Genomic DNA, 22760 nt, shown 5'->3' with positions numbered 1-22760 from the left:
GCCTTTAGTTACAGATCCACGTTGGACAAATACAATTGGTTAAAATTTTCTCAATTGTCAACTTTGACTAAATACTAATATGATGGACCTGTTAAAACAACACTTAAGGACAGGACCATGAAACTAACCCTATCGAAAAAATCTATCAAGCAACTCAATTCTATCCCCCTGAATAACAAGCAGACACAAGACATTGCCGGCGGTAACAGCCTGGCCCCTGCAACCTGCCCACATACGCAACCTGCCTGGTACTGTATGAGCTATCTGGGCTGTGTCAGTAACAAGCCTCAGTATGGCTGCTAGTGGGGAGCTGTATTAAAAAAGGCGTCTAACCAGACGCCTTTTTTATGATTACTGTGCCAGTAACGTTTCGAAGTGACCGAACAGAACGTCCAGCTCTTCGATGGTGTTATAGTGCATACAGCCAATCCGCACTACACCGCCGCTTTCCATCACACCGAGCTGCTCGCACAACCCCTGCGCATAGAAGTTACCATCCCAGACACAAATATGGTGCTTGCCCAGGTATTCAGACACCGCGCGCGGCGCCATGCCATCAAAGGTCAGTGCAAAGGTCGGTGTGCGCTCAGCCAGACGCTCTGTGTCTGCGATACCATATAAGCGGATCTGCGGGAATGCTTGCAAACGCGACAAAAAGTGCGCACTTAACGCCATTTCATGGGCCTTGGTATTGGCAAATGCCACGCTCAGCCGCTCACGTCGCGGCGTATCTTCTGGCAGACCGCTCAGTGACGCAATGTAATCAATGGCCGCCACCACACCCGCCAGGCCTTCAAAGCTCTGAGTCCCGGTTTCCCAGCGGCCCGGCACCACATCTTTGGCCGGTTCCACTTTGTAAGGTGTAAAGCCTGCAAGGTGGGCCATTTTACCGTAAACCACGCCCACGTGTGGACCGAAGAATTTATAGACGGAACATGCCAGAAAATCGCAGTCCAGTGCCTGCACATCGATCAGCTCATGGGGCGCATAGTGCACCGCATCAACATACACCAGGGCACCCACCTGGTGCGCCAGCTCAACGATCTGCTTTATATCGTTGATAGACCCTGTGGTGTTCGACGCATAAGTCACCGCCACCAGCTTGGTCTTGCTGCTCAGCAGGCTACGGAAATGATCCATATCCAGCGTACAGTCGGCTTCATTTACTTTCACCGCATGCACACTTGCGCCTTTGTCCTCGGCAGCCTGACGCCATGACGACACGTTCGAGAAATGGTCGGCGTTGGTGACTATCACTTCATCACCCGCCTGCCAGTCGCGGGAGATCGCACGGCTAAAGCTAAAGGTCAGGCTGGTCATGTTAGCGCCAAACACAATCTGCTCTTTGGCCGGAGCATTGAGTAAATCCGCCACTGCCTGACGCGCATTGTTCATCAGCTCGACAGTTTTATCGCTGGAGAAAAACGCCCCGCCCAGGTTTGAGTTAAAGTACCCAAGGTATGCAGACATGGCGCTCAATACAGACTGTGGCACCTGAGAGCCGCCTGGACCATCCAGGAAAATAGGAGAACGACCTGCGACTTGCTGCATCAGGGCAGGAAACTGACGACGCACTTGATTCAGATTCATAATGGACTCTTACGCGGTGAACACAAAGCAGTCCAGGTAGCCGGTCTGCGTAGCATCTAACTTGTTCATTGGCGTTGCGTTATGCCAAACCTCACGGTCATTGACCAGGGCAAACAGACCATCTTTGATCTCCATTTTAAAGCAGGGTTCAGCGTCTTTATGTTCGTACACCAACAGCTCACCACCTGCGATATTTTCATGAGAAACACCACATACACACACATGATCGAAACCATCCTGATGCACGCCTTCTGGAGCTGGCGGTGTATCACTCTCAATGGCCAGCATGCGGAACTGGTGCACTTCGATATCACGCTCATCGCTGATACCTGTCATTGCTTTAAACTCATTCAACAGGTGCTTGAAGCCCTCGCTGTGGATCAGTGCGTCTTCCAGGTTTTCGTACACGCGCTCAACATTACCCTGAAAGGTATTGATTGAGTCGTCCTGGACAAAGGCTTTGGTTGGCTGCAATGCCACCTCGCCATTGGCAAATTTCAATACAGAGTAACGGCGTTTTCTGAATGCGCCGTCTGCATACGGGTTTTCTGGCAGACGGTTAAACGAGGGTTTAACGGCATCGATCTGCGCTTGTTGAATAAAACGAAGTTGTAGCAAATTCTGGTTGTTTACTGCGGTCATTTTGCTCTCGCCTAGGGATGACAATTTGGCGGAGATCTTAATCTATTTAAAGGGGAATTGTGATTTTGAATCTGTTTATTTAGTCAGTTTAAAAGAATAATTAGCCTGTTTTTTGCAATTTTTTAAATCAAAAATACACAAATAACAAGTTCACTGTTTGCTGCATACAAAAACAGGGCTTCGCACGCAAAGCCCTGTTTTAGCGTCAGTGCAATGTCGGTTATAGCGCAACACTCAACGCAGGCATAAAATTAAGGCAGGGGCACAAACTCCACCTGCAACATACAATAGCCTTGCAGTGGGCCAAGCCGGTAAATTGTGCCCTGTAACTCACCCAGGCAACCAGTGGCGCTGCCAACCTGATGGCCGGGATCGGGCTGTAAGATAAGCTCAAGAAACTGATTGTTTTCAAGTACAATAAATGACTCATTGACGCTGCCCGGCCCTGTGACGGTAACCTCAGCCAGAGAGGACTGGCTGTAAGTCAGGTTATCATACCCCTCATTCTGCAACCGTAACAGGTAAGAAGCCGCGTCATCACTGAGCGGGTTCCAGTAAAGTGCTAAGTGCACATCTTTATTTTCTATCGCCTCAACCCCGGTCACTGAGTGCAGAGCATTGCCATACACAGAAACATATTCTAGTCGCGGATTATGCTGTAAATCTAACTCGGTAATAGACGTGTAGGAAAAAGACAGGCTTTCCAATAGAGTATTGTGGCTCAGATCTATTTGCTTAAGTGGATTATGACTGAGTTCCAGCCATTTTAGTCTGGTCAGGCTGGACAAATCAACCTGCGCCAATGATGCCCGCTGCCAGAGTAGTGATGTCAGTTGCGGGTACTGAGCCAAGTCGACCCAGCGCGGGTCTACCCCACTGATGTTAAGGGAAGAGAGACGCTCACTATCAAACTGTCCCAGCTGGCTCATAAGTAAAGGGCTATACGATATATCCAATCGTTCAAGCTGTACTCCGTCAGCCAGCATGACAGACTGTAAGCGGGTATTGCGGCTAATGTCCAGGATTGTCAGCTGCGAATTTTGCCTCAAATCTAACTCACTTAGCAACGGAATATTGTCTACGTAAAGCGCTTCCAGCATGGGATTAGCGGACAGGTCCAGCTGATCAAGCTGTGCAGCGCCAATGTCTAGATATTTCAGCTCGGGGTTGTGAGAGATGTCCAGCTGCGCCAGCTCATTATCATCAAGATCTAACATTTCTAACCCTGGCATCCCATCCAGTGGAATTGCAGTCAGCTTATTATGCCAAGCCCAAAACTGAGTCAGCCAAGGATGTTCACCAGTCGACACGTGGGTTAACTGGTTTGCAAAAAGCTGCACACTGGACAGGGAGGCATGATCAGTTATATCCAGCTGCTCTAGCGCGTTCCAGCCAGCTTCAAGATGACGCAGCTGCAAATTGTGTGCAATGTTCAGCTCTGTCAGCGAGTTCCTATCGACATCCAGCTCATGCAACTGAGGGTTGTGATCTAGGTTGAGTGTGTCGAGTCGGTTATCTGACAATATCAGGTTGATCAGGTTTGGCCAGCTGTCACCATTGAACATGCTCAGCGCATTACCGGATAAGTCCAGTTGTTGTAGTGCAGTGAAACGGGCCAAATCCAGCGATGCCAGCATGTCATCGCTCAGTCCGGCATGGCTTAATTTCAGCGTAAGTAACAGCTCTGGATGCGCGACATTAAGACGGGTGATCCCTCGCTCGCTTCTCTCAATGCTCAGGGATGTCAGTTGACTCAAGCCAGACAGGTCGAACTCAGTTACAGTCACAGTGCCAAGCGTAAGGTCTTGCAAACCGGTTAAATTATTCAAACCATTAAGTGACTGAATGGCATCTTCTGGGGTGCAAGCCAGCGAAGTAATTGCCTGAGGCGATTGAACTGATGTCTGATTGACACACTCAGCCAGGCGGAGATCCGTAATACCAGCCAGCTCTGCCAGGTCGGGCTTTTCAACAAAGGTTGCAGTCATTTCACAATCCGTATTACGTGCTGGAATGTGATAGTACAGGTCATATAGTTCACCATCACAGCCAGTGATACTCTGCAGCATGTAACCTGCCTCGGGCTCAATATAAACAGAGGCGGTATCCCCTTCAGGGACTTCCTGATAGCGCGGATAAACTTTGCCCTGGCCTATTGCCTGGGTGGTGATAGCGTAACCGTCAAAATCGTAGTACCACTGTTGTTTATCTGACTCCTGACACCCCTGGCTGGCCGCATAAAAACAGATCTCCATACCGCTTGCGTCATAGTTCAGAAGCTCCACATAATGCAGTTGCTCGTCGAGCATGATGGCTAATTTACCATCTTCTAATGCGTACTGATACACAACACCATCGATAACCAACTGATCTTTGCGACTATCAGAATCCCAATAAATAGGTCCAAAAATCACCTCATACCAACCCGAAGTCTCGTTTTGTGCCCACATATAGTGAGCCTCATTCAGATTGCCCGGCATAAACTCGGTTTGCGTTATTTCGGGGGTGTAGTGATAAACCAACAGACTGTGATAAAAAGAGGTTGTGTTGCCCTTATTATCAAACCGCTCAAACTGACGGCTGACAATATATTGATCGTCTGATTGTGCAACTAACTGGTGCGTTACTTTGGCATCCAAAACACACTCAGGCATACCCGGCTTACATTCCGGGGTGATGGTGCCGTCATAGCTAAAGCGCTCTCGTATTAACTCCCCCTTATCAACACGCCAGGCATACTGCCAGTCATAAGTATCAATATACAGCTCACCACTGCTAAATAAATCCATACTAAAAGTCTGGCTCGTGCCAATGAAGCCCTGCCAGCGGCCAACCACATTGCGGTCGGTAAATGCCGCTTCAGGCTGCTGCTTCACCAGGATCCCATAGCGGGTATCGGCCATACCAGCTTCTCCCCGGGCCAGGCTGACATATTGATAGGCTGCGCCGAGTTTTTTGGTTATCCAGAACACCTCTGTCACGGTTTGCTCACCCGCTTGGTAATCAACTTCCAGCGTGTTTCCGTTTACGCGCCAGGCCTGCACCTCGCGCTTAGGATCCTGAAGGGGGGTGGAAATTTCGCCGTTTTGCTCCAGCTGATATTGATCCGGAAAGCCACGAGCGGTTTTGCCGTCGCTTTCACGCACCTCAATATGCCATAAGCCCAGCATTTCTTCGTTATCAGGCAGCGCCAGGGTCATATCTTTATCCAGCAGATTACTGGTGTAGGCTTTTTCATAAGGTTCTGTAGAAGACTCATCCTCGCTGAACACCGTCGTGCCTTGCTCAACAATGTCGACCGTTTTGAACACCGCGTTTTCCGCCAGAATCGTCATTTCCAGTGAATCAATGTAGACGGTATTGCCATCAAAAGTGGAGATGTGAAGCGGCTCTGCTAAGGTGATCTGGACTTTGTTGTTGTCTTGTTGCCAGCTTTCGATCGCTACGGTATTGATGGCAGACAGCGTCCCTTTGCCAGCATCGCTTAGGGTGAGATGATATGCACCGGCATTGAAATACTTCACCGTTTGCAGGATAAACTCACCCCCAAGTGGGGCCGTTGTGTCGTCAATCAGGTCGCTATCTTGCTTTATCGCTGCTTTAGCCTGCTCTAGCAGCGCCGGATCGGCGGCATTGATCTGACTTTCAAATTGTTGAGCTGTGTGCTCATCATCAACCAGATCCAGTGTCGAAGTAACGCCTTCAGGGAGGCTATAGTCACTATGATCGACAACGATTTTAATCAAAGAAGCAAGCACCATTTTTTCATCGCCATCAACGTTTAACAGTGCCTGATTTAATTCCAGATCACTGGTCAGCGGCGACCCTGTGCGGGTCATCAAGGCATATTCCGCAGTCGACACGTTGGTGACATTCACACCAAAGTTTTCAGCCTTATCAAGCAGACCATCTTCACCCGCTTGTTGTGCCAGCTGTGCCATAGAGTTCAGCACAGAAACAAATTCAACCTGGCTCTGCGCCCCCTCGCCGGTTGCCGAAATCCTAACCGGGTAATGTGCCTCGCTCTCATCCACCAGCAATGTCGCTGAGTAGTGGCCAGCTTCGTTAGCCTTGACCTGCACCTCAGTACTGCCCGCAGACAAAACCACATTGGCATTGGCGATTGGTTCATCGGTCACACGGCCATTGAGAGTAACTGACGCCATATTACGCTTGATCAGCACGCTCTGACTCGATTGTTGCGTCGCGCCCTTATCGTCAGTGACCGTAACCGTAAAGGTAATATTCGTATCTTCCTGAATATCTGGTACCGTATAAGTTGGAGTTGCCGTCTCGGTGCCTATTTCCGTTAAAGCAAGCGACGAGCTGTGAGACCAGGCGTAACTGGCTACGTGACCATCTTCATCGCTTGCGCTGGCGGTCAGTGAAAAAGCGATGCGCTCCTGTTGCTCAAGCATCTCAGCGATACTGACTACCGGCGCTTGGTTAGATTCAGCCGTGACTGTGCTTTGATCCGAGTCAGAATCCGAATCGACTCCAGCGCTGGTACTCGTTTCAGCGCTCACATCCGACTTAGCGCCAACACCCGGTTCAGTTCTATCACTGCCCCCGCCGCATCCGCTCAATGCGAGCGCTAAGGCGGCTATCGACCATTTATTCTGGCCTATAGCCATTAAACCCTTAATTTTAATCATTATTGTATTTCCTGCATCGAGGTTTTCCGTCCTCGTATTATTGTGCTGTGTTTAATCACTTTGATAGCGTGATTTACACATGCATTTTAACATCGTTTCTATTTTTTCAACAGATGCATAAAAGGCAATGATACTTGATGCAGGTTATTAACAATGCAACTCATTGATAATACAGTAATGAAGGAAAGAAAAGACAAGTATGAAAAACAGGGCTTTGCATGCAAAGCCCTGTTTTAACGTCAGTGCAGTGTCGGTTACACCGCAAAGTACAACGCTAGCATAGCGTTAAGGCAGAGGCACAAACTCCACCTCTAACACACAATAGCCTTGCAACGGACCAAGCCGGTAAACGGTGTCCAGTAACTCACCCGGGCAACCGGTGGCGCTGCCAACCTGATGGCCGGGCTCGGGTATCAGATCAAGATCAAATGTCTCCCCGCTGGCCATTTCCACAAAATTTATAGCGGCCCAGCCATTCCCCGTTACGTTTATTCTGGCAACCGGTCCCTGACTAAAGCGTAAGTTGCTGTAACCTTGCGCCTGCATGTCCGCCAGATAGGCCATAGTCTCATCACTAAGCGGATTGAGCATTAAATCAAGCGTAGCCCATTGATTATAGATAGACGCGATGCCCGAAACGGTAGTTAATGCGCTTCGTTGCGCATCGAGATAGTGCAAGTAAGGTGTATGACTGAAATCTAACCCGGTAATTTTTGTATTAGTGACATCCAGGTATTTAAGTTGTGGGTGAGCACTCAAGTCTAAACTGGTCAACTCAGCCCCATGCAGGTTCAAGTCGGTTAGTTGTGTTGGTACGCTAAACTTCACCTCTGTTAAGGGATTTCCCGCCAGAGAGAGCTCCATAAGCTGAGGCAATTGGGACAGGTCCAGCTGCTCTACCCCCGCATCTTGCCACAATAGTTTTTCCAGGTTGCTCAGCTGAGCCAGCTCGATACCTGCCGCATCCAGGCTTGCCGCATCAACATTACTTATGTTTAATACCTTAAGTGGATAAATAACTGTTTTATCTATCTTATCCAGCAAGCTCTGACTATATGATATATCCAGATTTTGCAGTGGTACACCTGGTGCCAGAGTCAGAGTCTGCCAATGGTTGTTGTTTATCGCATTCAATTCAATCAGCTGAGTTTGCTGGCTCAGGTCCAACTCTGTGAGCTGTAATAAATTGCCTACATCAAGCTGTTGAAGTTGAGGGTTCGCCAATAAATCGAGCCGCTCAACAGGATTTCCATCAATACTCAATATTCGCAGCTGAGGAGTAGGTGCGAAGTCAAGTTGTGCTAAATCATTGTAGCTGGCATGCAGCACGGACAACACCGGCATGTTTGCCAGCTCCAGAGTGCTTAAACGGTTACTCGATATTGAAAGAGTCGTTAATTGCGGATGGTTACCTGTGGTGAGCTGGCGCAACTGGTTATCGTATGCATAAACCCCTTCAAGCTGGCTTAAGGTTGAAATATCCAGTTCCGTTAACTGATTTATACTCAAATCTAACCTTTTTAGCGCCGTAAAACGACTCAGTTCCAGCGCTGTAATCTGAGCATTAGTTAAACCGTTACCAGATAAAGTAAGCTCCTCTATTCGCTCTAAGTTTGGGATTGTTAACAGAGGAAGACCATTGCTGTTATTAGAGAGCTGTAACTCCCTTAATTGCGTTAGCCCGGACAAGTCTAACTCAGTAACAGACAACCCCGACAACGCCAGCGTCTCCAGACTAGTCAGGTTAACTAACCCGGATACAGATCCGATCTCATCGCGAAAGCCGCAATCCAGATCGATCACTTCTTCAATCGACGAAACATTGAGATCATCTACACATTGAGCCAGAACAGGATCGGTTATCCCGACTTGTTCAGCCAGGCTGGGCCGCTCGACAAAGTTTACCGTTACCTCACAGGATCCCGTTACCTCGGGGATCACATACAACTCGCCTTCCTGGCGGCCATTGCACCCCTGAATGGTATCGAGCATATAACCCATCTCGGCTACAAAGCTTAATTCAGCGCTCCTCCCCTCAATGACTTGCTGATAATCCGGATAAATATAGCCATTGCCACTGGCACTGGCTGTCACTGTAAACATGGTGGGGCTAACGAACCAGGTCTGGCGATCTGCCGCCTGACAGCCAGCTGCCGCCGCATACACACACACCTGGATTTTTTGCGCATCGTAATCCAACAGCTCGACAAAGTGGGCCTCTTCGCCCTTGGTAAATGCCAGTTTGCCCGCTCTTAAGGCAACAGGATAAGTCGCCCCCAGTAAAGAAAGCTGATACCCGGCCTCACCCTGGTTGGGTGCATCTGGGTTTTGTGGCGTAATACCGGTGCCAAATAACACTTCCTGCCAACCTTGCTCTGCGTCATAAACCCAAAGCTGCTGCTTGCGTTCGAGGTTTCTGTGGTAAAATTCGCGTTGCGCTATCGTATCGCTGTACTGGTAAACAAACAGGCTGGCTATGGTGAAAAATAGCTCACCCCTTGAGTCATAATTTTCAATGGTTTGTATCACATATCGCTCATTCCCAGACACAGCTACGAGTTGATATTTATACCGCAAGTCAAGTATGCAGTCAGGATCGTCTAACTGGCAGTCTTCGACTCGTGGCCAACGCGTGGAGCGATAGTAGTCTCGATACAGCTCACCGTCCTTGACATACCAAGTTGCTCGAGTTCTAGACAAGTCGCTATGCACCTTACCAGTCTCAAACATATCTATATCGAATTGTTCAGTTCGACCAATCAAGCCATGCCAGCGACCTGCAGCCGTCTCTTCAGTCAAAGCCAAATCGGGCTGTGCAGCGATCATCAGACCAAACTCGGTATTCGGCCACTGTGGCACGCTGAGGTCCAAGCTTACAACCTGGTAGCCGGTATCCAGCTTCTTGGTGAACCAGAACGAAATTGAGCCTGTCACATCGCCTTCACGGTAGCTCACCGTTAAAGTGTTATCGGTTAACTGCCAGCTGAGTTCATCATCGGGGTCATCCAGCGCTATAACCTGCCCGTCAGCTTTAAACTCAAATCTTTGGGGTGCTGATTTCTGCGATTCTTCATCCGCGTCACTCAAGTCCAGGTACCAAACTCCTAGCAACGACTCTGGGGTGACTTGTGCCATTTTCAATTTGTTGATCAGATTACTGGTGTAGCTGACTTGGTGTACCTGCGTGCCGGCATTATCACCTTCTATCACCGTCTGTCCCAACTCGTCGATATCGACGGTTCTGAACACGGCATTTTCTGCCAGTACCGTGAGTTTAATGACATCAACATACACCATGTGCTTACTGTGTGTTGATGGATAGACAGAGTAGTCTCTGTGCCACTTTGTGGATACATGAAGCGGCTGCTTCAGCGTAATGGTTACGGTGTTTTGCTGCTGCACCCAGCTGTCAATTTCAACCGTATTAATTGCCGAAACTGAGCCGCTCCCCGTCTCATTCAGACTGATGTGATAAGGTGGCAGATCGGCGTATTTCACCGATTGCACAATGAAATCCCCCTCAAGTGAGGTGTCAGGCGCAGCAATTAAATCGTCATCCGATTTAATGCTTTTTTTGGTCTGTGCAATCAGCTCCGGATCGACCGCATTCAACTCATCTTCAAACGCCTGCGCGGTTTGCCCATCATCGATTAAATCCAGCGTTGTGCTAACGCCCTCTGGCAGATTATATGCGTCGTTGTCCACCACAATTTTTATCAAAGATGCCAGGGTAAGTTGCTCGTCAGCATCCACATTCAATAACGCCTGCTCCAACTGTGCGTCCGATTCAATGGTTGTATCGGTGCGTGCCATTAAGGCATATTCAGCGGTGGTTACATTGGTCACATTCACACCGAAGTGCTCACTTTTGTCCAAAATACCATCCTCACCCGCTTGCTGCTCCAATCGGGCAACTGAATGAAGTACCGACACAAACTCGACCTGACTTTGTGCATCAACCCCAGTTGCGGTTACCACCACCGGACGATCGACTTCGCTCTCATCCACGATGAGCGTTGCGGTATACTGACCTTCACTGGATGCGCTCACTTGCGCTTGTGCACTTGCGGCTTGCACCACAACCTGTGCATTGGCTATCGGCTTGTCTGTCACAACACCGGTCAGAGTCACTGAGCTAACTTTTCGTTTGATCACAACCTCTTGGCTGGCGCTACTTGTTGCCCCTTTATCATCGCTCACCGTGACGGTAAATGTGACTGTAATATCCTGATTTATATCCGGTACAGTGTAACTGGGCGTGGCCGTATTAGTGGCAGTTTCAGTCAACTCTAAGGGCGCATTGTGTGTCCAGGCATAACTTGTCACCGAACCGTCGGCATCACTTCCTTTAGCTGTCAGTGTAAATGCAGTGCGCTCAAGCTGAGCCCCGGTCGCGTCAATACTGACGACCGGAGACTGGTTTTCTGATTCGGTGGGGGTGGGTTTGGGGTTTGTCTGTGTATCTGGCTGGGCGTCAGGGGATGTGCTTGGTTTGTCACTGCCGCCGCCACACCCGGCCAATGTTAAGGCCATGACTGAAATAAGTGGCAACAGCCGCCACCTCGCATTCATTGCTAACATCATTGTTTTTCCTTATCGATAAAATAGAGCTGATTTAAAGGCTTACATGCCTTTTATGTTATTTTTGTCATTATTTATCCGGCTGCCCCAGTGTATGCCGACAGCCTCTGAGTACACAGTAATTACAGCTTATTGTTAATCGCCTCCAGTTGTTCGCTAAAACTCAGATGGCGTAAATCTCCCAGGCCAGCCTTATTTGTCATTTCAAGGAGCTGCGCTTCTAGCGCCAGTAACGGGGCTTCTGAGCGCTTATCGTCAATTGCCGCCTTCCTGCTCATATGCTCAGCAAAAAGCTGCTCCATTCTTTTCACTTGTAACTCTGCCAGGTTCACCTTGTGCTCTATATCATCATACGCGCGGACATTGTGACGAATAAAGCTTTGTGCAGACTCCGTTGTGGCTTTTACGTCCTGATAGACAGAAGGTAAAACCTCGGCCTTTTCTGAATTTGCCAACCTGGTTACATCTTCAAGCACTTTCCCCAGAAAGTAATGCTCAGCCGCATCTTGCTCCAGCGCATTTAGCTGAGACTGTAAGTCAGGTAAGTAACCTTCTACTTGTTCCCGCTTGCCTGCCACCAGCATTTCTTTCAGATCTTGATGGCGCTCCTCAAGACGCGTGTAACGACGTTCAAAATGCTGCTGGGTTGCCAGTTTATCCAGCACGGCAAAATGCGAGCGGATCGGCTCGAGCACACTGATGATCGCTTGCTTTGCACTTTGTGCGGCCGCAATTAAACTGATAATTTCCTGGCTTGCCGCCATCACTTCATCCGCTTTTGTATCTGAAGAAAATAAAGAGGCGCTTTCAAGTGACTCGGCCGGGTTGGCTCGTAATTCGGCAAAATCCTCCTGCAGAGATTGCCAAAGCTTGTCGGCTTTGGCTGTGCGCTCGCTGTCGTACTCTGATAAGGCTTCCTCTGCAGACAAGCCCAGCGCCTGCTGGGCTTCCTGATAGGCTGCCTGCGCCTTATTGTACGCGGCCTGGATCTGCTCTGGGGAGGCTTTGTTACTGCTGACAATGTTGCTCACCGAATCCAGCGTTTTACATCCGCCTAATAAAGAAACTGCCAATAATAAGGCGATACTGCTGTGTTTGTACATTAATAACTCCACTGAATGCCAGCTGAAAGAGAAAGGTTGGTATATTCTATATCTGGCACCGTACGGCGATTACCATCGGACTCAGAGATAGCATCACGTTCTTTGTAGGAAGCATCCACGCCCGCCATTACGGCAATGCTCTTAAACACCTGATATCGCACACCCGCACGTGCCTGAATGCCCCAGCCATTGAATGTCTCACTGAGGGTTTTTTCTATGGTACGGGTATTTTGTACCCGAGTATAAACGGGAAGCGTGACTTCGGCATCGGCATACCAGCTAAATTTGTTAAAGGCATCCTGTAATTTGCTGTCATAACGCAGTCCCGCCGCCGCAATGATGCTCATTTGGTCTTCAGTGGTGGAAACCACAGACTGTAAATTACCTGGTAATCCTTCGAGATCGCCGCTACCTAAGTTGTTTTGTCCGGGTAAGTTAAAGCGGGCCACCGGATCATTCTCCCCACGGGGGGCTGACTGTAAAACCTGATCAAACTGGCCTGCCCCTGGCTGTGCAAACTGGAAGTCTGAGCGGGTAAAACTGGTGGTGAATACCCGCCCCCCCATAGTCACCTGCAACGCACGCGTCATATTGTAGGCGGCACTCAGGGCAATTTCGTTAGACTTTACTTTAAAGTCATTGGTCTGCACCGCACCAAATTGGTGTGTCACTGAGCTGTCGTTAGGATCTGTGAAATCGTTCACATACCAGGTTTCAGTATCCAGGCCTGTGTATATGGTTGCAGCCGTCCCAATGTACACACCCCAGTCGTCGTTTATGCCTGAGTAGGAAAGCTGTCGTATTGTGGGGTTACTGACTGTGGCATCCTGGGTCAGACGACCCAGTCCGCTCAAATCATTGAGCGCTTCACTGTAGTCGATTGATTCAAAACCGAGTCGAATTTCACTGTAGGAGGGGTTTGGTGCAGCTGCCGCGGTGCCTGTCACCAGACAACACGCCATAATGAACGATTTATTCATAACATTAGACCTTGCGCAGAGTGGACTAAAAAGTAACACAAGGAAAAACGCACCACTCCCTGGTTACAGATACTTACATTATTGTACAATAATAAGCCAGCCGAGAGGATAGTCAAGGAACTCAGCATGACTTTAAAGCACTGAAAGCTAACTGAAACAATATGAAAGATTTAATGAAAAAGTAGGCTAGATGTTGCAGACGCTCAACACAAAAGAGCCAGCTTGAAGCTGGCTCTTTGAGGCAATTTACTCAGTCGCTTACACAGCCTGCTGAATAATCACGCTATCAGCTTTTTTGGTGTACTGAGGCATTTTATGGAAATTCAGGTAACGATAAGTATCTGCCGCCGTGGCGTTGATCCGCTCGGCATATTCCTGATATTCCGCCGGGGTCGGTAATTTACCCATAATCGCCGCAACCGCTGCCAGCTCAGCTGACGCCAGATAGACATTGGCGCCAGTCCCCAGGCGGTTGGGGAAATTACGCGTTGAGGTAGAGACCACCGTTGCTTTATCCGCAACCCGCGCCTGGTTACCCATACATAATGAACATCCCGGCGTTTCGATACGCGCACCAACCCGTCCATAAATACCGTAATAGCCTTCGTCGGTCAGCTGATCTCTGTCCATCTTAGTCGGTGGCGCTACCCATAGCTGAGTGGGTAAACGGCCACCAAAATTATCGAGCAGTTTACCTGCCGCTCTGAAGTGGCCAATATTGGTCATACACGACCCGATGAATACTTCATCAATTTTCTCACCGGTGACCTCAGACAACAAACGAGCATCATCCGGATCGTTTGGCGCACACAGAATCGGCTCTTTGATTTCTGCCAAATCAATCTCTAGTGTATGGGCATATTCAGCATCGCTATCCGCCGTCATCAGCTCTGGATTGGCCAGCCATTCTTCCATCTTAGTGATACGGCGCTCTATAGTACGGACATCGCCATAGCCCTCAGAAATCATCCACTTCAGCATCACAATATTAGAATTGAGGTACTCTTCAATGGATTCCTGAGACAGCTTGACCGTACAGCCCGCGGCAGAGCGCTCAGCCGACGCATCAGACAGTTCAAATGCTTGCTCTACAGTGAGGTGTTCAACCCCTTCAATTTCCAGGATACGACCGGAAAACTCATTGATCTTACCCTTCTTTTCAACCGTCAGCAGGCCTTGTTTAATGGCGTAGTATGGAATTGCATGGACTAAATCACGCAGTGTGATCCCGGGCTGCATCTCGCCTTTAAAGCGCACCAATACAGATTCAGGCATATCCAGTGGCATCACGCCGGTCGCCGCCGCGAAGGCTACAGCACCGGAGCCCGCAGGGAAGGAAATACCCAACGGGAAGCGGGTGTGGGAATCACCGCCAGTACCGACTGTGTCGGGCAGCAACATACGGTTTAGCCATGAGTGGATCACGCCATCACCCGGACGCAGTGATACGCCACCCCGGTTCATGATGAAATCAGGCAAGGTGTGGTGCGTATTCACATCAATGGGCTTAGGATACGCCGATGTATGACAGAATGACTGCATTGTCAGATCGGCTGAAAAGCCCAGACACGCCAGGTCTTTCAACTCATCCCGGGTCATTGGGCCTGTGGTATCCTGCGAGCCGACTGTGGTCATGGTCGGTTCACAATACTGACCAGGACGTACACCCGGCATATTACAGGCGCGACCAACCATTTTCTGCGCCAGTGTGAACCCTTTACCTGAATCTTCAATTAGCTTAGGTTTGCAGAAAATCTCTTCTGGCTCCATACCCAATGACTGCCGCGCCTTGTCTGTCAGTCCGCGACCAATGATCAGAGGAATACGACCGCCAGCGCGCACTTCGTCGAGGATCACATCAGATTTGAAGCTAAACGTGGTGATCACTTCATCGCTGCCATGACGTTTCACAACACCTTCGTAGGGATAGATATCAATCTGATCCCCCATGTTCAGGTCATCTACAGGTAACTCAATCGGCAGCGCGCCCGAGTCTTCCATGGTATTGAAGAAAATAGGTGCTATCTTACCACCCAGGCACACACCACCCACTCGCTTATTCGGTACAAACGGAATATCATCACCCATAAACCAAAGCACTGAGTTAGTGGCTGACTTACGTGAAGAGCCCGTACCGACTACATCACCAACGTACGCCAGCGGCAGACCTTTTTGCTTCAAAGTTTCCAGCTGAGTGATCGGACCTACCTCACCCGCCTTGTCCGGATTGATCCCATCTCGCTCATTCTTTAGCATGGCCAGTGCATGTAATGGAATATCAGGTCGTGACCAGGCGTCTGGTGCCGGAGACAGGTCATCCGTATTGGTCTCACCGGTGACTTTAAATACGGTGACAGATATTTTGTCTGCAACCGCCGGTTTTTCCAGGAACCACTCAGCGTTGGCCCAGGACTCAATCACCTGCTTAGCAAAGGCATTACCTGCTTTGGCTTTTTCCTCAACATCGTAAAAAGCATCAAACATTAACAGCGTATGAGACAGCCCTTTTACTGCGATAGGTGCCAGCTCATCATCATCCAGCAATTCAATCATTGGGGCAATGTTGTAGCCGCCCAGCATAGTCCCCAGCAACTCTGCGGCATAGGCTTTGGTGATCAAAGGTGACGTCGCTTCGCCCTTAGTGATTGCCGCTAAAAAACCCGCCTTCACATATGCCGCATCATCCACACCGGGTGGTACACGGTTGATAAAGAGATCGACGATAAACTCTTCTTCACCTGCTGGTGGCGTTTTCAATAACTCGATCAGTTCTGCCGTTTGTTGCGCATCCAGTGGTTTGGGAACAATCCCCTGCTCTGCGCGCTCCTCAACATGTTTACGATATTCTTGAAGCACAATATTGCCCTCTTGGTGACGTGAACAGATAATTAAATTTTTAAGTTAATAACTCCAATAAATTTACTTATCCATAAAATATGATGATTTATTATAAGGTCTTAGAGTATAGATGAAAATCAAACGGCCACTAAGTCGCCTTATGTTCGCTATAAATCACATGAATGCAGGTAGGGAAAAATGGTATTTTTATGAATGCTTAAGACACAAAAAAGCCCGGATATTTCCGGGCCTTTGTAAAACAGGTTAAGATTAACGCTGTACCTTAACACGCTCGATAGATTTTACTTTAGCTTCTACACGACGGTTTTCAGCATGGGCCTGTGCAGACTCACCCATGTTTTTCAGGCGCTCTTCACCAAAACCGACCGTTGTGATGCGCATTTTATCAATGCCCTTATCAATCAGCTGCTTTGCAACTGAATCGGCACGCTTTTTAGACAGCCACTTGTTGTACTCGGCTTTACCCACCGCTGAAGTGTGGCCTTCAAGTACTACGGTTGTTTCAGGGTGTTCATTGAGGAAACTGACAACGGCCTGAATATCGTCAAGATACTGTTGAGATACGCTGGAATTATTGTTAGGGAAACGCACCAGCAGGCTAACAGTGACTTCTTTATCTTCGTACAAGGTACAGCCCTGTGCATCGACGGCATCAGTCATTGGTGTGTTCGCGCACTGATCATCCATGTCATAAATACCGTCTTTATCGGTATCTACAGGTGCAGCCACAACAACCACAGGCTCTGGCGCAGGTGCTGGCTCAACGGGCTTGCTGCTGCTTGAACCACCAAAGAAGTAGTTAATACCCAGTTTTGCACCTACATCTGTGTAACCACGATCAATGCCCTGATAAATCGCCGTTTCAAAGTTCGCAGCAAAGTTCTCGCTAAAGTGATGACGATAACCCGCACCGACGTTAGCAAATGTGTTGCTGTCAAACACATCGATTGACTTCAGACCAAACAGTGCATAGAAAGGGCCGCCATTAAAGTGGTAGAGACCATCGATACCGACTCTGTCTCCATCAACGGAATCAGTGCGAAGCCCTGACAAGTCAAAGTCCATGTCAGCATATTCAATACGACCACTCCAGTATTTACTGAAGCGATAGCCCAGCTCAGCGCCCCAACCGGTGGAATCATCAACAGTGACACCGGCCGCATCCCGGCTATTCTCCCACTCAGCGTTGTAGTAGTCGCCGAAAACGCCCAAGTAAACCCCTTCTTTATGGTCATCCGCATACGCTCCGGTTGCCATCAAAGCTGTTACAACAACGCTTAGCATTCTTAGTTTCATCATCCTTCCCTCTCTAAAATAATAGTGCAATCTGATAATTACAGTAATAATAGTAGATTAAGTCTTAATATTTACTTAACACTATTTAGGAATTTTTTGTTAATTTTACATTCAGCTCTGATGACCGAACAACACCCGATACAAGCCCTGTTCGGCCACCAGACTGTGATGATCGCCAGCCTGACTCACCACCCCGTCGTCCAACACGTAAATTTGGTCTGCCTGGCGGATGGCACTGAGGCGGTGGGCAATGATCAGCGTGGTTCTGCCCGATAAGAAAGTATTGAGATTTCGGTGGATCTTCGCTTCTGTTTCGACATCCAATGCCGAAGTTGCCTCATCTAAAATAACCACTTTCGGATCCGCCGCAACCATACGGGCAATGGCCAGGCGCTGCTTTTGTCCGCCAGACAGCCGCACACCATTGCGCCCGACCACAGTATCCAGCTGTTGCGGCATGGCCATCACAGTTTCGGCCAGCTCTGCAACCTTTAACGCGTGCCATAGCTGCTCATCGTCACATACTTTGCCCATGGCCAGGTTTTCCCGAATACTGGCATTGAACAAAATGGGTTGCTGTAACACAGTGACAACATGCTCCCGAATGGCGTGAAAGCCAACTTCCTCTGCAGGCATACCGTTAATAAAAATATCCCCGGACTGCTTCTGATATAGTCCCAGTAACAGCTGCACAAGAGTCGATTTACCGCCTCCCGAAACCGCAACTAGGGCCGTTTTCTTACCGCTGGGTAAACTCAACGTGACATCATTCAGAACCGGCAGTCCATCCTGATAGGCAAAACTGACATGACGAAAATCGATTTGAATGGTTGGCTGATTGAAAACTTCGCTGTTGCTTGATTGCTGCGGCTCAGTACTGAAAGCCAGCACCTGGTTCAGACGTTGCAATGCTGCGGTCGCGCCATAGTAAGCATATTGAATACTCAGGATCTCCTGAACCGGCCCCATCATAAACCATAGGTACCCAAACACCGCGAATATTTGTCCTACAGTCAGATCGGAAAAAACCACCATCAGCATCGCAATTGCACGGAATACTTCAAAACCCAGTAAGAAAACTGTGAAACTGAGGCGATTAACCGCGTCCGTCTTCCATTGTGACTGCACAGAATGGTGACGAAGTGATTTTGCCGCTGTAATAACCGTGTCAAAATAACTTTGTTCCCGGCGCATCGCTTTGAGCTGAGCAATCGCATCTAAGGTATCCACCAGGGCACTCTGAAACGCCTCAAATGCATTATTCTGATGTTTTTTAAGATCCTTAACCCGTTTGCCGAACTGCCGGGAAAAGTAAATCACGGCCGGGTTAAGCGTCAGAATGATCAACCCAAGCACCCAGTCAATCCAGAGTAACACCACCGCAGTGCCTACAATGGTCAAAATACCTATCAGAAAGCGAGAGAGTGTTTGGCTAATAAACCCATCCAGCGTCTCGATATCTGTGATACATCGTGAACTAATTGCCGCAGCGCCCTGAGTTTCATATTCCTTTAGCTGTACCTGTGCCAGATGTCCCAGTAGTCTCTCCCGGATCCGATAGGAAATGTCTTTTCCAATAATCGTGAACTGGCGGGACTGCGCGACCCCTAGTACCAGAGCGCTCAAGCGCATACATACCACCGCGATTAATATCGATATGATATAGCCCGTTGCTCCCTGCCACTGCGCGGGCAACACCTGATTGAGGGTCTCGACCGCAGTACCTGGGTGTGCCAGCAGTACCTCGTCCACCAACAGGGGCATCATAAGCGGAATTGGCACGCTGACCAGCGCTGCACACAGCGCTATCAGATGCGCATAAATCAAAGGCGTTTTATGTGTCAGTATCTGTCGTTTAATTTCCTGCCAGGTCAGTGCCTGACTGCTCTGTTCATTCATAGGTCAGGTACCACAAAACGTCTGGTAAGCTTGTTCATTGGACATCGTTGCCAGCCACTGCGCGGGATAAGTCTGATATAAGTATGGGGTTTTCAGCGCATTTAACCAGTTGGTGAAAGCACTACTGTTGTCCCCCTGGTTAAACTCTGCAATAAAGTGCTCAACCATATCATTGCGTGGAATAATGGCAGGATTGACGGATTGCATTATCGCGTGTGCTTCACCAGGGTCGCCGATCCGCTCGCGCCATTTTGCTACCCAACCCGATAGCACCTCCGGTACGGTATAGCTCGGCAGTGGGTTAGTGTGCAGTGAATTAGTTAGCGCAGCAAACGTATTGGTGTAATCCAGCTTATTTTGCTGCATCAGGGAAAGTAGCTCACTCAGCAGAGCCTGTTCAGACTCTTGCCACGTCAATAAGCCGAGCTTTTTGATCCACATCTGCTGATAGCCTTGATTAAAATCGTCGGCAAACTGACTTAAAATTTCTGAAAAACGTTCAACTGCGGCGTCTTTGTCATCGACTAACAGCATCAGGGATTCTGCCAGGCGCCCACAGTTCCAGCTGGCAATATTAGGCTGCTGACCAAACGCATAACGCCCCTGTCGGTCAATGGAGCTAAATACGGCATCAAATGAAAAAGACTCCATCATGGCACACGGGCCGTAATCTATGGTCTCACCATTTATCAGGGTGTTGTCTGTATTCATAACGCCATGAATGAACCCCACCTGCATCCATTTTAAAATCAATGCACATTGCTTGCTGCACACATGTTTGAAGAAGTCGAATATACGGGCCTCACCACTTGAGGTAATGTCGCTAAAGTGCTCGCGAATACACAAGTCGACAAGCTGCTCCATGGCTGCTGTATCTTTGTTCATCGCCATCAGCTGAAAAGTACCGACCCGGATATGACTGCGAGCAACCCGGCATACAACCGCGCCTGGTTCCTGCCTTTGACGCATAACGTGTTGACCAGTAGACAAGACCGCCAGACAGTGCGTTGTTGGCACATCGAGCGCATGCATGGCTTGGCTCATAATGTATTCCCGGATAGCGGGACCCAGTGCACACAGGCCATCGCCCCCACGGGAGAACACAGTCGCACCAGAGCCCTTGAGGTGCATGTCATAATTCAGGCCATCAGACGCGGTGAATGACGCAATTAGGTGTGCCCGCCCATCACCGAGCTGTGGGTTAAAATGACCAAACTGATGTCCGCAGTAAGCCATGGCAACCGGCTGGATGCTATTCACCTGAGACAAGCCCGCAAGGTAGTTTTTTAGCTGTTGTTGATCGAGGTCGAGACCCAGATCAGTTAACAACGCCTGGTTCGTCAGCAATACCTGAGCTTGTTCAAACTGATAAGGCTGCTGTGGCACCAGATAAGCCTCGCCTAATTCGGTGTAACGTGGGAAGAAATGACTCATGATGATACTCCTGCCAAATTGTCACCCACACTGTAAGCAACGAGCTGACTTAATGTTTGTAACGAATAACCGCTTTGATTACGTAACTCATTGAAGAATGCCTGTGTAGCGCGAAGTGACTTCTGGCTATGCAGGCCACCCGAGATCACCTCGTGCGCCCGCAAATAGGCTTCTACATCCCGGCTTAGAATAAAGGTATCTTTGCCAACTGCCCTCAGTGCATACGCCCCTGTATTTCCTCCCAACCGGCTACCTTTCTTTTTAAGTAGTGACCACAATTCGATGATGTTGTCCTCGGGCCAATGCGCAACCAACTCGCTAAAAGAGCCATGCTCAAGGGCTAATTCATGGATCATCAGGCAGTTGTCGGCAATACTTTGTACTTTTTTATAGTTACGTACTATCCGTTCGTCCTGAGCACGCTGCTCATACATTTCGGGCGACATATACAGCAGCTTCTCAACAGAGAAATCCCAAAAGACTTCGCGAAACCCGGGCCACTTGGCGTTGATCACCGACCAGTAAAAGCCACTTTGAAATATTTTTCGAGTGAACTCCTCCAGCCATACATCATCGGAAAGCCGAGCGAGCTGTACTGATGATAATGGTTCGCTAAGTAATGATTCCAATATCTCCGTGCTACCTTTGCGCTGACACGCTCGCTCATAAATATCTACAAAACTTTCCACAGCTTAGCCTTAATTTCAATTAGTTAGTTAATCACTTTTCCTGGCTTATTCGTTTTATTCAACAATAAGCGCTATAGTTTTATTTAGCCCAGTTTTCAGAGCATTGTCAGTGAAATACATTATTTTTGCTTTATTTTACAGTCTCACTTGTACCGCCGAAACAGTCCACATTACAACAGGTCAATGGCCACCATACGTAGACAGACACCGTCAGGATCAGGGATGTACCGCTCAGCTTATCCGAGATGCCTTTGCTTTGCACGATATCCGAGTACGGTTTGTTTTTATGCCTTGGCAACGCGCATATGAAGAAGGGAAAAAGTCCGAGTTTATCGGTAGTGCCTATTGGTACTTTAATGAGAAAAGAGCCTCTGAATACGTGTATACCGCTCACCCCATTACCTCAGAAATTTTGTATTTCTATCACTTAAATGAGACACCTTTTAAATTTGATTCGTATGCGGATCTCAAACCCTATCGACTTCTGATAAATAAAGGACTGACCTACCCAGAGACGCTCTGGCAGGCAATCAAACAATACGATATCGAAACCTCTGAAGCCATTTACACAACCAAAAACTTACAACTTCTGCTTCGTCAGCGCACAGATATTATCATTTTAGATGAGCAGACAGGAAAGGAGTACGCAAAAGCCCTGCCCGATACAGATCAGACCCGCCTTGTACGCCAGCCTAAGCCTGCTTTTATCAATCGGGGGTTTTTATTAATCAACCCGCAGAGCAAGAAGTACGCACCACTGTTTAATGAAGCGCTTAGAAAGCTGCTAGCTGATCCCGGCTACCTCAGCCGCTATCAATCAAACTGCTCAGCCATTGAATAGTAGTGCAAAGTACAATGACAGCGAGCAACGCGAGTACATTTACTTTGCGCAAGGGTGATGAGAAACCGAAGCAACGCTTCGCAGTTCGAAGAGGTGAGCGCAAGGATGCGCGATGGGACCAAGCTTCATGGATGAATAGACAACACCACTCTGTCTACAACGGCTCTAAATAATACCAAATTGATTAAATT

Annotated in this window: 13 protein-coding genes; 2 read left to right on the top strand and 11 right to left on the bottom strand. The window is 48.7% G+C overall.

Going from position 1 to position 22760, the window contains the following annotated elements:
- The first annotated feature begins 117 nt into the window (after positions 1–117).
- Positions 118–303: a hypothetical protein gene (locus TW77_RS10215; RefSeq protein WP_046004885.1), complete on the top strand. Its 186-nt coding sequence runs from the start codon at positions 118–120 to the stop codon at positions 301–303.
- A gap of 48 nt (positions 304–351) precedes the next feature.
- Here TW77_RS10215 and TW77_RS10210 read toward each other — a convergent pair whose 3' ends face one another.
- The 11 genes from TW77_RS10210 to TW77_RS10160 form a co-directional block, all read right to left on the bottom strand.
- Positions 352–1590, bottom strand: a complete 1239-nt coding sequence (locus TW77_RS10210; protein WP_046004884.1) for a cysteine desulfurase-like protein — start codon at positions 1588–1590, stop codon at positions 352–354.
- Between the two features lie 9 nt (positions 1591–1599).
- Complete coding sequence (locus TW77_RS10205; protein WP_046004883.1) at positions 1600–2232, bottom strand: 2OG-Fe dioxygenase family protein; 633 nt, start codon at positions 2230–2232, stop codon at positions 1600–1602.
- Between the two features lie 251 nt (positions 2233–2483).
- Positions 2484–6887: a PKD domain-containing protein gene (locus TW77_RS10200; protein WP_046004882.1), complete on the bottom strand. Its 4404-nt coding sequence runs from the start codon at positions 6885–6887 to the stop codon at positions 2484–2486.
- Between the two features lie 285 nt (positions 6888–7172).
- A complete protein-coding gene (locus TW77_RS10195; RefSeq protein WP_046004881.1) occupies positions 7173–11471 on the bottom strand; it encodes a leucine-rich repeat domain-containing protein in 4299 nt (1432 codons plus the stop codon).
- A gap of 119 nt (positions 11472–11590) precedes the next feature.
- Positions 11591–12571, bottom strand: coding sequence for a hypothetical protein (locus tag TW77_RS10190; protein ID WP_046004880.1), 981 nt, complete (start codon positions 12569–12571; stop codon positions 11591–11593).
- On the bottom strand, positions 12571–13551 hold the full coding sequence (locus TW77_RS10185) for a hypothetical protein (RefSeq protein WP_046004879.1): 981 nt from the start codon (positions 13549–13551) through the stop codon (positions 12571–12573). Before TW77_RS10185 ends, TW77_RS10190 begins: the two co-directional genes overlap by 1 nt.
- 258 nt (positions 13552–13809) lie before the next feature.
- Positions 13810–16407: a bifunctional aconitate hydratase 2/2-methylisocitrate dehydratase gene (acnB, locus tag TW77_RS10180; protein ID WP_046004878.1), complete on the bottom strand. Its 2598-nt coding sequence runs from the start codon at positions 16405–16407 to the stop codon at positions 13810–13812.
- A gap of 252 nt (positions 16408–16659) precedes the next feature.
- Positions 16660–17706, bottom strand: coding sequence for an OmpA family protein (locus TW77_RS10175; RefSeq protein ID WP_046004877.1), 1047 nt, complete (start codon positions 17704–17706; stop codon positions 16660–16662).
- Between the two features lie 111 nt (positions 17707–17817).
- Positions 17818–19605 (bottom strand): ABC transporter ATP-binding protein, encoded by a 1788-nt coding sequence (locus TW77_RS10170; protein ID WP_046004876.1) that lies wholly within the window; start codon positions 19603–19605, stop codon positions 17818–17820.
- Positions 19606–19608: 3 nt separating this feature from the next.
- Complete coding sequence (locus tag TW77_RS10165; RefSeq protein WP_046004875.1) at positions 19609–21039, bottom strand: protein adenylyltransferase SelO; 1431 nt, start codon at positions 21037–21039, stop codon at positions 19609–19611.
- Positions 21036–21728 (bottom strand): DNA-3-methyladenine glycosylase I, encoded by a 693-nt coding sequence (locus tag TW77_RS10160; protein WP_046004874.1) that lies wholly within the window; start codon positions 21726–21728, stop codon positions 21036–21038. The genes TW77_RS10165 and TW77_RS10160 overlap by 4 nt, the downstream gene beginning before the upstream one ends.
- Positions 21729–21837: 109 nt before the next feature.
- Between TW77_RS10160 and TW77_RS10155 the strand changes: the two genes are divergently transcribed.
- Complete coding sequence (locus TW77_RS10155) at positions 21838–22569, top strand: substrate-binding periplasmic protein (protein WP_046004873.1); 732 nt, start codon at positions 21838–21840, stop codon at positions 22567–22569.
- Positions 22570–22760: the final 191 nt, after the last annotated feature.

The organism is Pseudoalteromonas rubra (assembly GCF_000967655.1).
Lineage (GTDB): Bacteria > Pseudomonadota > Gammaproteobacteria > Enterobacterales > Alteromonadaceae > Pseudoalteromonas > Pseudoalteromonas rubra_A.
Note: the sequence above shows the minus strand (reverse complement) of the source record. Positions and strands in the feature narration are given on the sequence as shown.

Coding starts and splice junctions, on each gene's coding strand:
- TW77_RS10215 (WP_046004885.1), top strand. CDS start 118: ATGAAACTAACCCTATCGAAAAAATCTATCAAGCAACTCAATTCTATC.
- TW77_RS10210 (WP_046004884.1), bottom strand. CDS start 1,590: ATGAATCTGAATCAAGTGCGTCGTCAGTTTCCTGCCCTGATGCAGCAA.
- TW77_RS10205 (WP_046004883.1), bottom strand. CDS start 2,232: ATGACCGCAGTAAACAACCAGAATTTGCTACAACTTCGTTTTATTCAA.
- TW77_RS10200 (WP_046004882.1), bottom strand. CDS start 6,887: ATGATTAAAATTAAGGGTTTAATGGCTATAGGCCAGAATAAATGGTCG.
- TW77_RS10195 (WP_046004881.1), bottom strand. CDS start 11,471: ATGATGTTAGCAATGAATGCGAGGTGGCGGCTGTTGCCACTTATTTCA.
- TW77_RS10190 (WP_046004880.1), bottom strand. CDS start 12,571: ATGTACAAACACAGCAGTATCGCCTTATTATTGGCAGTTTCTTTATTA.
- TW77_RS10185 (WP_046004879.1), bottom strand. CDS start 13,551: ATGAATAAATCGTTCATTATGGCGTGTTGTCTGGTGACAGGCACCGCG.
- TW77_RS10175 (WP_046004877.1), bottom strand. CDS start 17,706: ATGAAACTAAGAATGCTAAGCGTTGTTGTAACAGCTTTGATGGCAACC.
- TW77_RS10170 (WP_046004876.1), bottom strand. CDS start 19,605: ATGAATGAACAGAGCAGTCAGGCACTGACCTGGCAGGAAATTAAACGA.
- TW77_RS10165 (WP_046004875.1), bottom strand. CDS start 21,039: ATGAGTCATTTCTTCCCACGTTACACCGAATTAGGCGAGGCTTATCTG.